The sequence below is a fragment of the Cellulomonas sp. T2.31MG-18 genome, from assembly GCF_964266755.1.
Taxonomy (GTDB): domain Bacteria; phylum Actinomycetota; class Actinomycetes; order Actinomycetales; family Cellulomonadaceae; genus Cellulomonas.
On sequence record NZ_CAXWGW010000001.1, the window covers coordinates 702,671 to 714,542 of the forward strand.

12 protein-coding genes are annotated in these 11,872 nt (G+C 73.3%); 9 read left to right on the plus strand and 3 right to left on the minus strand.

The window, feature by feature from the left end:
* The first annotated feature begins 8 nt into the window (after positions 1-8).
* Genes ACFQTY_RS03240 through ACFQTY_RS03255 form a run of 4 tightly spaced genes read left to right on the plus strand, consistent with a single transcriptional unit; the run spans position 9 to position 5,254 of the window.
* On the plus strand, positions 9-785 hold the full coding sequence (locus tag ACFQTY_RS03240) for a flagellar biosynthetic protein FliR (protein ID WP_337973654.1): 777 nt from the start codon (positions 9-11) through the stop codon (positions 783-785).
* Complete coding sequence (locus ACFQTY_RS03245) at positions 782-2,065, plus strand: flagellar biosynthesis protein FlhB (protein ID WP_378097200.1); 1,284 nt, start codon at positions 782-784, stop codon at positions 2,063-2,065. Before ACFQTY_RS03240 ends, ACFQTY_RS03245 begins: the two co-directional genes overlap by 4 nt.
* Entirely contained in the window at positions 2,062-4,119 is a 2,058-nt protein-coding gene (locus ACFQTY_RS03250) for a flagellar biosynthesis protein FlhA (RefSeq protein ID WP_378097203.1), read from the plus strand. The genes ACFQTY_RS03245 and ACFQTY_RS03250 overlap by 4 nt, the downstream gene beginning before the upstream one ends.
* Positions 4,097-5,254 carry a hypothetical protein gene (locus ACFQTY_RS03255; RefSeq protein ID WP_378097206.1) on the plus strand — a complete coding sequence of 386 codons (1,158 nt, stop codon included), beginning with the start codon at positions 4,097-4,099 and terminating at the stop codon, positions 5,252-5,254. The genes ACFQTY_RS03250 and ACFQTY_RS03255 overlap by 23 nt, the downstream gene beginning before the upstream one ends.
* 9 nt (positions 5,255-5,263) lie before the next feature.
* Here ACFQTY_RS03255 and ACFQTY_RS03260 read toward each other — a convergent pair whose 3' ends face one another.
* Positions 5,264-5,545 (minus strand): hypothetical protein, encoded by a 282-nt coding sequence (locus tag ACFQTY_RS03260; protein WP_378097209.1) that lies wholly within the window; start codon positions 5,543-5,545, stop codon positions 5,264-5,266.
* A gap of 161 nt (positions 5,546-5,706) precedes the next feature.
* Between ACFQTY_RS03260 and ACFQTY_RS03265 the strand changes: the two genes are divergently transcribed.
* A complete protein-coding gene (locus tag ACFQTY_RS03265) occupies positions 5,707-6,210 on the plus strand; it encodes a hypothetical protein (protein ID WP_378097212.1) in 504 nt (167 codons plus the stop codon).
* Between the two features lie 34 nt (positions 6,211-6,244).
* Here ACFQTY_RS03265 and ACFQTY_RS03270 read toward each other — a convergent pair whose 3' ends face one another.
* Positions 6,245-6,511 carry a type II toxin-antitoxin system RelE/ParE family toxin gene (locus ACFQTY_RS03270; RefSeq protein WP_378097214.1) on the minus strand — a complete coding sequence of 89 codons (267 nt, stop codon included), beginning with the start codon at positions 6,509-6,511 and terminating at the stop codon, positions 6,245-6,247.
* Positions 6,511-6,777, minus strand: coding sequence for a type II toxin-antitoxin system Phd/YefM family antitoxin (locus ACFQTY_RS03275; RefSeq protein ID WP_378097217.1), 267 nt, complete (start codon positions 6,775-6,777; stop codon positions 6,511-6,513). The genes ACFQTY_RS03270 and ACFQTY_RS03275 overlap by 1 nt, the downstream gene beginning before the upstream one ends.
* Positions 6,778-6,905: 128 nt before the next feature.
* Here ACFQTY_RS03275 and csrA point away from each other — a divergent pair, with 128 nt between their 5' ends.
* The 4 genes from csrA to ACFQTY_RS03295 all read left to right on the plus strand — a co-directional run bounded on the left by csrA (position 6,906) and on the right by ACFQTY_RS03295 (position 11,866).
* A complete protein-coding gene (csrA, locus tag ACFQTY_RS03280; RefSeq protein ID WP_378097220.1) occupies positions 6,906-7,226 on the plus strand; it encodes a carbon storage regulator CsrA in 321 nt (106 codons plus the stop codon).
* A gap of 52 nt (positions 7,227-7,278) precedes the next feature.
* On the plus strand, positions 7,279-9,711 hold the full coding sequence (locus ACFQTY_RS03285; RefSeq protein WP_378097223.1) for a chemotaxis protein CheA: 2,433 nt from the start codon (positions 7,279-7,281) through the stop codon (positions 9,709-9,711).
* A complete protein-coding gene (locus ACFQTY_RS03290) occupies positions 9,708-10,124 on the plus strand; it encodes a chemotaxis protein CheW (RefSeq protein ID WP_263732604.1) in 417 nt (138 codons plus the stop codon). The genes ACFQTY_RS03285 and ACFQTY_RS03290 overlap by 4 nt, the downstream gene beginning before the upstream one ends.
* A 128-nt stretch (positions 10,125-10,252) precedes the next feature.
* The gene (locus tag ACFQTY_RS03295) at positions 10,253-11,866 is read left to right on the plus strand and encodes a methyl-accepting chemotaxis protein (RefSeq protein ID WP_378097227.1); all 1,614 of its coding nucleotides are present in this window, start codon (positions 10,253-10,255) and stop codon (positions 11,864-11,866) included.
* Positions 11,867-11,872 lie beyond the last annotated feature (6 nt).

Here is an 11,872-nt window from a genome sequence, read left to right on the forward strand (position 1 = left end):
GCACGCAGATGGCCTTCTCCCCGGACCTGGCGGTGGACGTCCCGCTCGACGTCATCGAGACCACGGCGCTCGCGGCCGTGCGGATCACCGCCTTCCTCGTCGTCGCGCCGCCGTTCGCCAACAAGGGCGTGCCCGGTCCGGTGAAGGTGGCGCTGGGCCTGGGCCTGGCACTGGTGGTGCAGGCGCGGCTGCCGCGGGTGGCGACGACGTCGGTCGCCCCGCTGGTCGGCGACGTGGCGCTGCAGGCGCTGGTGGGGCTGGCCCTCGGGTTCCTGGTCTGGCTGGTGTTCGCCGCGGTGCAGTCCGCGGGCGGGCTGATCGACCTGTTCGGCGGCTTCCAGCTCGCCACCGCCTTCGACCCGATGAACATGGTCAGCGGCGCGACGTTCGCGCGGCTCTACCAGATGCTGGTGGTGGCGCTGCTCGTCGCCTCGGACGCGCACCACGTGATGCTGCTCGGCCTGGTGCGCAGCTTCGACTCCCTGCCGATCGGCATGGGCCTGGCGCCGGCGGCGCTGGCCAAGGCGGCGATCAGCGGGCTGACCGGCATGACGGTGTCGGCGCTGCAGATCGCCGGGCCGCTGGTCGTCGTGCTGTTCCTCGCCGACGTCGGCCTGGGGCTGCTCACCCGCGTGGCACCGGCGCTGAACGCGTTCGCGATGGGCTTCCCGCTGAAGATCCTGCTCACCGTCAGCCTGGGCGGGTACGTGGTGCTCACGCTGCCGGGCGTGCTGGCCGGCCTGTCCGGCACGGCCACCCACCTGATGCAGGGGGTGCAGCCGTGAGCGACGGTCAGGAGCGCAACCAGAAGGCCACCGACCGGCACCTGAAGGACGTGCGTCGCAAGGGTCGCCTCTCCCGGTCGCAGGACCTGTCGGCCTGGGTGGGGGTGGGCGCCGCCGTGGTGATGCTGCCGGGCGTGCTGTCCCGCGGCCGGCAGGCCGGTATGGAGCAGCTCGGCTCGCTGCAGCGGCTGGCCGCGCACCCGGAGCCCGCGCTGGCGGTGACGGCGCTCGAGACGGGGCTGCGGTCCGCCGTGTCGACGCTCGCGCCGCTGCTCGTCGTCGTGGTCGCCGTCACGCTCGTCGTGGCCGCGGCGCAGGGCGGCATCCACGTCCGTTCCCCGAAGCCGCAGGTGGAGCAGTTCAACCCGGTCAACGGCGTGAAGCGGATGGTCGGTCCGCACGCCTGGGGACAGCTGGCGATGACGCTCGGCAAGTCCGTCGCCGTCGGGCTGGCGCTGTGGATGGCGATCAAGGGGCTGCTGCCGGTGCTGATCGCCTCCGGCCGGCTGCCGCTGTCGCAGCTGCTGCACGAGGCGGGCTCCGGGGTGTCCTCGCTGCTGCGCGCCGGCATCGCCGCCGGCCTGCTGCTGGGCCTGGTGGACGTGGTCACGGTCATCCGCCGCAACCGCAAGCAGACGCGGATGACGATGCGCGAGCTCAAGGAGGAGAACAAGCGCAACGAGGGCGATCCGCAGGTCAAGGCCGCCATCCGCGCCCGGCAGCACCAGATGAGCCGCCAGCGCATGATGCAGGCCGTCCGCGAGGCCGACGTGGTGCTGGTCAACCCGACGCACGTCGCCGTCGCGCTGCGCTACGAGCCCGGCAAGGGCGCGCCGCGCGTGGTGGCCAAGGGGGCCGGCGCCGTCGCCGCGAAGATCCGTGAGAAGGCGACCGAGGAGCACGTGCCGCTGGTCGAGGACATCCCGCTGGCCCGCGCGCTGCACGCCGCGTGCGAGATCGGCGCCGAGATCCCCGAGCACCTGTTCACCGCGGTGGCCCGCGTGCTCGCGTTCGTCATGGCCCTTCGCCGGCGCGGGGCCTCCGCCGGCAAGCACCACGTGCCTGGCGGCTCCACCCTCGGGTCCGACGACCACACCGACCACCGCGCGGTCGCCCGTGCCGCCGCACGTGCGGCGAGCCGGTCCCGTGCCGGGCGCCCCGCCCCCGCTGCGGATGCCACCGCAGCACCGGCACCCACGAGCGACGACCTCGCTGTCGCCACCTCGACCACCCGCTCGACCACCGCAGACTCACCCGCTCGACCGGAGGACGGCCGATGAGAAACAAGGACCTGTCCGCGATGGCCGTGCCGATCGGCGTGGTCGGCATCGTGCTGCTGCTGGTGGTGCCGCTGCCGGCGGCGCTGCTCGACGTGCTGATCGCGACCAACATCACCGCGGCGCTGGTGATCCTGCTGACCAGCATGTACGTGCGCCGGCCGCTGGACTTCTCGGTGTTCCCGTCGCTGATCCTGGTGTTCACCCTGTTCCGGCTGGGGCTCAACGTGGCGAGCACCCGGCTCGTCCTCCGCGACGGGTACGCCGGTCACGTGATCGACGCGTTCGGCCACTTCGTGGTGGGCGGGTCGCTGGTGATCGGCCTGGTGATCTTCCTCATCCTGGTGGTGATCCAGTTCGTGGTGATCACCAACGGTGCCGGCCGCGTCGCCGAGGTGGGCGCCCGGTTCACGCTCGACGCGATGCCCGGAAAGCAGATGGCGATCGACGCCGACCTGAACTCGGGCCTGATCGACGAGGACACGGCGCGCCGCCGCCGTGCCGACGTCGCCGCCGAGGCCGACTTCTACGGCGCGATGGACGGTGGTTCCAAGTTCGTCAAGGGCGATGCAGTCGCAGGAATCATCATCACGGTGATCAACCTGGTCGGCGGGTTCATCATCGGCATGGTCCAGATGAAGATGACCATGGGCGACGCGCTGAACCGCTACAGCCTGCTGACCATCGGCGACGGCCTGGTCACCCAGATCCCCGCGCTGCTGCTGTCGGTGTCCACCGGCATCGTCGTCACCCGCGCCAGCGCCGACGCGGACCTGGGCTCCTCCGCCGCCAAGCAGCTGACCCAGTCCAAGACCGCGCTGATGATCGCCGGCGGCGGTGCGGTGGCCCTGGCCCTGCTGCCCGGCATGCCCAAGGTGCCGTTCCTGCTGGTGGGCGGCGTGCTGCTGCTCGTCTCGCAGCGGGCGCGCAGCACCGAGCGGCGCGAGGCGGCCGCGAAGGCCGTCGCCAAGCCGGCCGGTCCCGCACCGGAGGCCGCGGACACCCCCGAGCAGCTGATCGAGCAGATGCGCGTGCCGACGCTGGAGATCCTGCTGGCGCCCGACCTGGTGGACCTGGTCGGCAGCGGACCCGAGCGCGACCTGCTGGGCCGCGTGCGGTCGCTGCGCCGCAAGACGGCGATGGACCTCGGCGTCGTCGTCCCGCCGGTGCGCACCCGCGACAGCGTCGACCTGCCGCAGGCCACCTACGTCGTGCGCATCGCCGGCGTCGAGGTGGGCCGCGGGCAGGCGCCGGCCGGACGGGTGCTGGCGCTCGGCGACGACCTCGCGGGCCTGCCGGGATCCGCCGTGGCCGAGCCGGTGTTCGGCCTGCCGGGCAAGTGGGTGCCCGCCGAGCTCCGGCACGCCGCCGAGATGACCGGTGCGACCGTCGTCGACCGCGTGTCCGTCCTGGTCACGCACCTCGGCGAGCTGGTCAGCCAGCACGCCGACCGGTTGCTGTCCCGCGAGGACGTGCGGGTGCTGACCGAGGGCGTCAAGCAGGTGAACCCGTCGGTGGTCGAGGAGCTGGTGCCGTCGCTGCTCTCGCTGGGTGAGGTGCAGCGGGTGCTGCAGGGCCTGCTCGCCGAGGGTGTCTCGATCCGCGACCTGTCGCGCATCTACGAGGCGCTTACGCTGCGCGCCCGCGTGTCCACCGACCCGGAGGGTCTCATCGAGGCGGCGCGCGCCGCGCTCGGCCCCGCCCTGGTCGCACCGCACTCGCGCGACGGTGTGCTGCGCGTGATCACCCTCGAGCCGGTGCTGGAGCACCAGCTCGTGGAGTCGTCCCGGCCCGGCGACCACGGCACGCAGCTGGTGGTCGACCCCGAGATCCTCGACACGATGCTCGGCCGCCTGCGGGGCGCGCTCGCCGAGGCCGAGGCGGAGGGCACCACCGCGGTGCTGGTGTGCGCGCCGACCATCCGCCCGGCGCTGCGCCGGCTGGTGTCCCTCGGCCTGCCCCGCCTCGCGGTGCTCAGCTACTCCGAGGTGACCGGGGCCGGCGTCAACGTCGAGACCGTGGGGATGGTGAGCCGTGGGCGAGCGCTTGCTGCTTGAGGGCGCCGACCTGGCCGGGCTGATCGTCCGGGTCCGCGAGGAGCTGGGCCCGGGCGCCCGCATCGTCCGCGCCGAGAAGGTGCGCAGCGGCGGGTTCGGGGGCTTCTTCGCACGCGAGCGGTACGAGCTGACCATCGACGTGCCGGAGCCCGCGCGGACGCCTCGGCGTCGGTTCACGCGTCCGACGGCGGCGTCGCTCGACGACCTGCTCGAGGCCGCTGACCAGGCCGAGCGCACCGGCGCGCCGTTCAGCGCGGCGCCCGCCGGTCTTGCGGTTGGTGCCGTTCCCGGGCCGGCCGGAACCGCGGTGGCGGGTCGTCCGGCGGCTGAGGTGGCGGCGCCCACCGACCCGGCCCCGGTGTCCACGGCCAGCGCCCGGTTCGCGGCCGTGCTCGACCAGGTCCGTGCGCTCGCCGAGGTGCCGCCCCCCGCCGAGGTGGAGGTTCCCGCGCCGACCTCGGCCGGCACCGTCGCTGCGCCCGGCACGGCGCCGGCTCCGGGCCTCGCACCGCAGTCCGACGACGCCCTGCGCGCGGCGCTGACCGCCGCCGGCGTCCCTGCCGCCCTGCTGACCCGCACACCGCTGACCCTCGGCGGGGTGCTGGCCCAGCTCCCGCCGTCGCCCGTCCCGCCGCGCCAGTCGGGTCAGGTGCTCGTCCTCGTCGGGCCGCCGCTGGACGTCGAGGAGACCGCCGACCTGATCGCACACCGCTGGGCGCTGCCCCCGCAGGCCGTCGTGAAGTGCGGTCCGGGGGCCATGTCGAGCGCCACGGCCACCTCGCGCTGGCGGGCCACCGCTCCGCGGGAGGACCACCCGTGGATCGTGACCGTCCCGGTGCGCGACGAGCGCCTCGACCGTGAGCAGGCCGCCGCCCTGGTCGCCGCCGCCCGCCCGGACCAGGTGTGGGCCGTCGTGGACGGCCGCACCAAGCCGGAGGACACCGGCCACTGGCTCGCGCAGGTCGGCCGCCAGCGCGCCGTCGACGCGCTCGCGGTACGGGGGCTGTTCGACACGCGTGCACCGGGAACCGTGCTCGGCCTCGACCTGCCGATCGCCCTGGCCGACGGGGTGCCGTCGTCGCCCGTCGTCTGGGCGGCCCTGCTGGGCCAGGACGTGGACGCCGCCCGCGCGTGACGCGCTCGGTCAGCCCTCGGTGTCAGCCGCGCGAGCCCGCGGTGCCGACCGGTGCGCCGCCGCCCTCCGGGCCTCGATCGTCGCGCTGAGGCGGCGGCTCGCGTCGTACACGGTCCAGACCTGCGTGACGGCGGCGAGCGTGAAGCCCGCCCACCGCAGCCACCCGCTGTGGGCGAGCACCGCGTTGACCACCAGGGTCACGGCCACCAGCTGCTGCCCGGCGAGCCGGGGCCAGGTCATGATCGTCTCGCCGAACAGCACCGACCAGACGTTCCGTCGCCGCGACGCCATGGGCGCGGGTGCTCCTCTCGGGCCGGGCCGCGGCCGGTGGTCGCAGCCCTCGATCGGACCGTAGCCCGGGCGCCGCGGCCATCCGGGCGGAACTGCGAACCAATCTCAGCCGGGGTGCCGTTCGCCCGCTGCGCCCACCTGGGCACGGCTACGGTCCGACCATGGGAGGCCCCCGACGTCGACGTTCAGCACGGTTCTGGGCGACGGTCGGCCTCGGTGCCGCGGCCGTCACGGGCTGTGCACAGGTGCCGCAGCCACCGTCGGCCAGCAGCCCCGCCACGTTCACCTACACGTGCTGCACGAGCGCCGACATCAATCGGGTGCTGCACCCGGGTGACGTGCTGGTGCTGCACTGGATCGTCACGGCCGTTCCGCCCACCCGGACGTACCCCGAGGCGCCGGTCAGGTTGTCGGCCTCGTTGACCGGCTCGTTCGCGGATGCGGCGCAGCTGAAGGACACGCTGAGCACCACCGCCCCCTCGCCGACGGTCAGCGCCAGCCCTGTCGAGACCACCACCCGGGCGGGGAGTGTGCCGGTCAGCACCATCGCCATCCCGGCTGACGCCGCGCCAGGGATGTACAACCTGACCACGTCGGTCGAGTCCGGCGGCGGACGGGCGGTCGGTGAGCACATCGTCCGCATCGAGGCCCGAGCTGCGCCCTAGTGGTCCCGAGCCGGTTCACCCGCAACGACGTCGGTCAGCGGGAGTAGACCTCGCGACGGTGGGCGACCCGTACGACGAGGATGCGCAGCACGTGGTCCTCGATCTCGTAGACCACCCGGTAGTCACCGGTCCGCACACGCCACTCGCCGGCACCGCCGACGAGCTTCTTGGCGCCCGCCGGCCGCGGGGTCTCGGCCAGGAGGTCGATCGCCGCTGCGACCCGCGCTCGTGCCGGCCCGTCGAGCTTGCGCAGCTCACGCGCCGCGGCCGGGGTGAGCTCGACGTCGTACCGGGATGTCATCAGGCGAGGCCGAGGTCCGCCTTGACCTGGTCCCAGGGGATCGGTTCGGACCCCGTCCTCGCCATCTCCTCGCGAGCCTCGTCCGCCGCGACGAGGTCGGCGAGGTGCTCCGCGGCCTCGAGCAGACGCTCGAGGTCCTCGGCGTCGATCACGGCTGCCACTCGACGACCGCGGCGGGTCAGGTAGACCGGGTCGTGCCGGATACGCGCGCCGTCCACGACGTCCGCCAGTCGGCTCCGCGCGTCGCTGAGAGAGATCTCGGTCACCGCCGCAGTCTAGACGACGATGTACGTTTACGCCGAAGTTGTACATCTCCGCGACGTCGACGAGGCCTTGGGCGCCGGCGGTCGCGCGGCAGCCGGGGCCTCACGGCGCCGCAAGATAGGGTCACCGCATGCTGGTGCTGAGCCGTCGGGTGGGCGAGCGCCTCGTCATCGGGGGCGACATCGTCGTCACCGTGATCGAGGTGCGGTCCGACGGTGTGCGGCTCGGGATCGACGCCCCGCGGTCGGTGCGGGTGCACCGCGCAGAGGTGCTGGAGGCGATCAGCTCCGCCAACGAGGAGGCGGTCGCCGCGGACGCGGGCACCGAGGCGGCACTGCGCCGCATCATCGCCGCACCGCCGTCGCCCGCGACGCCCGTCGACCCGGCCGTCCCCGCTGCGCCCGCCACCCCGGCCGTGGACTCCTCAGGAGACGCCCCGCACGACCGATGAGCTTCCTGTACGGCCGGCGATGGACGCCGGCCCTCCATGAGGAGGCCGGAGCGTGGAGGACGCCGACGACATCGTCCGCGAGTTCCTCGTGGAGAGCTACGAGAACCTGGATCAGCTCGACCAGGACCTGGTAGCCCTCGAGAAGGAGCCCGGTGCGCGGCCGCTGCTGAGCAGCGTGTTCCGCACCATCCACACGATCAAGGGCACCAGCGGCTTCCTGGCGTTCGGCAACCTCGAGCACGTCACGCACGCCGGCGAGAACCTGCTGGTGGAGCTGCGCGACGGCAAGCGGTCGATGGACCAGCCGACCACCGACGTGCTGCTCGCCGTGGTGGACCGCGTCCGCGAGATCCTGCGCACCATCGAGACCGGTGGCGACGAGGGGTCCGTGGCGATCGACGACGTCGTCGCCCGCGTCGAGGCGGTGCTGGCCACCGACCCGGCAGCGGCTGCTGCGACCCCCGAGCCCGAGCTGGTGGCGACGCCCGTGGCGACGACAGGCCCCGAGCCGGTTGCCGCGGCCGAGCCCGTCAGCGAGGCCGCCCCGGCCACCACCGCGGTGATCGTCGAGCGCATCGCCGAGACGGTGCCCGCGTCGGCACCTGCTGCCGTCGTGACCCCTGCTCCCGCCCCCGCGCCTGCCGCGCCCGCGCCGGCAACGCCTGCCGCCGCGGCCGCCGCGCCCGCCCCTGCCGTCCCGACCCCCCGCATCCCGCCGTCGGCCGCGACCACGGAGACGCCGGACGAGGCCGTCCGCACCATCTCCGACTCCTCGATCCGCGTCGACGTCGAGCTGCTCGACGGCCTGATGCGCGAGGTCGGCGAGCTGGTGCTGGCCCGCAACCAGATCACCCGCCTGGCCTCGGTCGGAGCGGACCTCGACCTGTCCCGCGCCGCCCAGCGCCTCGACGTGATCGCCGGTGAGCTGCAGGAGGGCGTCATGAAGACGCGCATGCAGCCCATCGAGCACATCTGGTCCAAGATGCCGCGCGTCGTCCGCGACCTGGCGGCGTCCTGCGGCCGCGAGGTCGGCCTGGAGATGTCCGGCGGCGACACGGAGCTGGACCGCGGGCTGCTCGAGGCGGTCAAGGACCCGCTGACGCACCTGGTGCGCAACGCGATCGACCACGGCATCGAACCGGTCGCCGACCGGGTCGCGGCGGGCAAGCCGGCCCAGGGCCTGCTGACGCTGCGCGCCTACCACGCCGGTGGGCTGGTGGTCGTCGAGGTGTCCGACGACGGCCGCGGCATCGACGTGCAGAAGGTCGCCGCCAGCGCGCTCCGCAAGGGGCTGCGCACCCCGGAGCAGCTCGCCGCGGCGACGCCGGCGGACCTGATGCAGCTGCTGTTCCTGCCGGGGTTCTCCACCGCGGAGCAGGTGACCAACGTGTCCGGCCGCGGTGTCGGCATGGACGTGGTCCGCACCAAGATCGAGTCGGTGGGCGGGTCGGTGGACGTCGAGTCCAAGCCCGGTATCGGCACGACGTGGCGGCTGCGCATCCCGCTGACCCTGGCGATCATGCCGGCGCTGACCGTCGAGTGCGGCGAGGAGCGGTTCGCCGTCCCGCAGGTCAACCTCCTCGAGCTGGTTGCGGTGGACGACCGCAACGCCACCTCGATCGAGTACGTGCACTCCGCACCGGTGTACCGGCTGCGCGGCGACCTGCTGCCGCTGGTGTCGCTGGCGCACGTCCTGGACGGCACGACGCAGGCCGACGGCTCGGCGCCGGTGCTCAGCGTGGCGCCGGGCAGCTCCGCGGTGATCGCCGTGGTCGCGTCCGACGACGTGCGGTTCGGCCTGGTGGTCGACCGCGTGCTGGACACCGAGGAGATCGTGGTCAAGGCCCTGTCGCCGCGGCTGAAGTCGATCGGCACGTACTCCGGCGCCACGGTGCTGGGCGACGGGCGGGTCGCGCTGATCCTCGACGTGCAGGGGCTGGCGCGCCGCGCACTGGTCGGCGAGCCGGAGAGCGGCCTGGGCCGTACCCGGTCCACCGCCGCAGCGGCCGGCGCCTCCACCGCCCGGCAGGTGCTGGTCGCCGGCATCGGCGGCGGACGACGCGTCGCGATGCCGCTGGCCTCGGTCACGCGGCTGGAGCAGATCCCGGCGTCGCTGGTCGAGCTGGTGGGCGGCCGCGAGGTGGTGCAGTACCGCGGCGCGATCCTCCCGCTGGTCCGCCTCGACCGGCTGCTCGGCGCGATGGGCGGTTTCGACGAGGAGACGCTGCAGGTCGTGGTGCACAGCCAGGACGGCCGCGGGGTCGGCCTGGTGGTCGAGTCGATCGTCGACATCCTGGCCGACGACGACTCGCTGCACAGCGACCTGGACGACATGGGGCTGGTCGGCTCCGCGGTGCTGGGCGGCAAGGTGACCGAGCTGCTCGACGTCCGCTCGGCGATCCTCGCCGCCGACCCGGCCTTCTTCGACGCGACGACGTTCGACGACGCGCCGCACGACCGCGAACTGGTGGGGGTGGCCCGATGACCCAGCTGGTGACGTTCCGCCTGGGCGGTGCGCTGTACGGGGTGGACGTGACGCAGGTGCAGGAGGTGCTGCACCAGCAGCAGCGCACCCGCGTGCCGCTCGCGCCCCGCACGGTGGCCGGCCTGGTGAACCTACGCGGTCAGGTGGTGCTCGCGGTCGACCTGCGGGCCCGGCTCGCGCTGCCCGACCGTGCCGAGGGCGACGACCCGATGATGGTGGTGGTCCGGGTGGGCGGCGAGACGGTGTCGCTGCTGGTGGACCACGTCGGCGAGGTGGTCACCGTCGGGTCGGAGACGTTCGAGGAGCCGCCGGACACCCTGCCCCGCGTCATGCGGTCGGTGGTGCTCGGCGCGCACAAGCTGGACCACGACCTGCTGCTGGTGCTCGACGTCGACGAGGCGGTCGCCGCCTGACGACGCGGGGACGGCGTCCTGGACGACCGTCCGATCCACCCCGCCCGCCGGCTCACGAGCGTCCCGGTCCGGCCGATGGGTGGGACGAGTGACACGGATGTCCACGTCTCCAGGAAGGAGCACCTCGCATGAGCACCACCGCACGGGCGCCCCGCCGGTCCCTGACCAAGCGGCTGTTCTCCGACTCCTCGATCGCCGTGAAGATCGGGCTGTGCCTCGCTCTGCTGGTGCTCGTCGCGGCGGGGCTCACCGGCCTGTCGGTGCAGCGGATGGACTCCCTGAACGCCGGCTCGGAGCAGCTCTACGACCAGACGAGCCTGCCGATGCAGCAGATCATCATGATCGAGCGGGAGTTCGGCGGTGACCGCGGACGCGTGGGCCTCGTGCCGGCGCTCGGCAGCGTGGACCTGACCAACCAGGTGACCGAGCTCGGGGGCCGGTTCCGGGACATGCAGTCGTACATCGACAAGTACGCGCCGATGGCGTCGAGCCAGGAGAGCATCCAGTCCATCCGCACCGAGATGACGGTGTACGAGAACGACGCCCAGAAGATGTTCGACATGGTCGGCGCCGGTGACATCGCCGGTGCCGCCGTCTACACCCAGAACACCCTGACCAAGCAGGCGTCGACCACCAACGACGCGATCGCGGCCGAGGCGGACGCTCTCGCGAAGAAGGCCAAGGCGCTGCACGAGACGGGCGTGGCCCAGTCGTCGTCCTCCATCCGGTTCATGTGGATCCTGCTGGTCGTGGCGTCGGTCGCCTCGATCGCGCTCGGCTTCTCCGTGCTGCGCGGGGTGCTGAAGAAGGTGAACGCCGTCAAGGCGGGTCTCGAGGCGATGGCGGCCGGCGACCTGACCAAGGAGCTCCGTCTCGACTCGCGTGACGAGGTGGGTCGGATGGCGCAGGCCCTGACGGCGGCGCAGGGGTCGTTGCGGGGGACGTTGAGCGTGGTGGCCGAGACGGCGGCGGCGGTGGCGGCGGCGGCGGAGGAGTTGTCGGCGGCCTCGGGTCAGGTCGCGTCGGGTTCGGAGGAGACGTCGGTGCAGGCGGGGGTGGTGGCGGCGGCGGCGGAGCAGGTGTCGCGCAACGTGCAGGCGGTCGCGGCGGGTGCGGAGCAGATGGGCGCGAGCATCCGGGAGATCGCGCAGAGCGCGACGGAGGCGGCGAAGGTCGCTTCGCAGGCGACGGGGGTGGCGGCGGCGGCGAACGAGTCGGTGGGCCGGCTGGGGGAGTCCAGTGCGGAGATCGGGAACGTGGTGAAGCTGATCACGAGCATCGCGGAGCAGACGAACTTGTTGGCGTTGAACGCGACGATCGAGGCGGCGCGGGCTGGTGAGGCGGGCAAGGGGTTCGCGGTGGTGGCCGGGGAGGTCAAGGACCTGGCGCGGGAGACGGCCAGGGCGACGGAGGACATCGCTCGTCGGGTGGAGACGATCCAGGCGGACACCGCCGGGGCGGTGACCTCGATCGGGCAGATCGGCTCGATCGTGGCGGCGATCAACGACCACCAGATGACGATCGCCTCGGCGGTGGAGGAGCAGACCGCCACGACCAACGAGATGTCCCGTGGGGTGACGGAGGCCGCGACGGGGTCGGGGGAGATCGCGCAGAACATCACCGCGGTCGCCTCCGCGGCCTCGACCAGCTCGCAGGTGCTGGGGCAGATGGGCGACTCCGTCGCCGAGCTGGCCCGCCTCTCGGCCGACCTGCGCACCCGCGTCGCCGCCTTCACCGTCTGACCCCGA

Excerpts from the sequence above, each read along its gene's own strand:
- ACFQTY_RS03240 (WP_337973654.1), top strand. The coding sequence starts at position 9 with ATGGCCTTCTCCCCGGACCTGGCGGTGGACGTCCCGCTCGACGTCATC.
- ACFQTY_RS03250 (WP_378097203.1), top strand. The coding sequence starts at position 2,062 with ATGAGAAACAAGGACCTGTCCGCGATGGCCGTGCCGATCGGCGTGGTC.
- ACFQTY_RS03260 (WP_378097209.1), bottom strand. The coding sequence starts at position 5,545 with ATGGCGTCGCGGCGACGGAACGTCTGGTCGGTGCTGTTCGGCGAGACG.
- ACFQTY_RS03265 (WP_378097212.1), top strand. The coding sequence starts at position 5,707 with ATGGGAGGCCCCCGACGTCGACGTTCAGCACGGTTCTGGGCGACGGTC.
- ACFQTY_RS03270 (WP_378097214.1), bottom strand. The coding sequence starts at position 6,511 with ATGACATCCCGGTACGACGTCGAGCTCACCCCGGCCGCGGCGCGTGAG.
- csrA (WP_378097220.1), top strand. The coding sequence starts at position 6,906 with ATGCTGGTGCTGAGCCGTCGGGTGGGCGAGCGCCTCGTCATCGGGGGC.
- ACFQTY_RS03290 (WP_263732604.1), top strand. The coding sequence starts at position 9,708 with ATGACCCAGCTGGTGACGTTCCGCCTGGGCGGTGCGCTGTACGGGGTG.
- ACFQTY_RS03295 (WP_378097227.1), top strand. The coding sequence starts at position 10,253 with ATGAGCACCACCGCACGGGCGCCCCGCCGGTCCCTGACCAAGCGGCTG.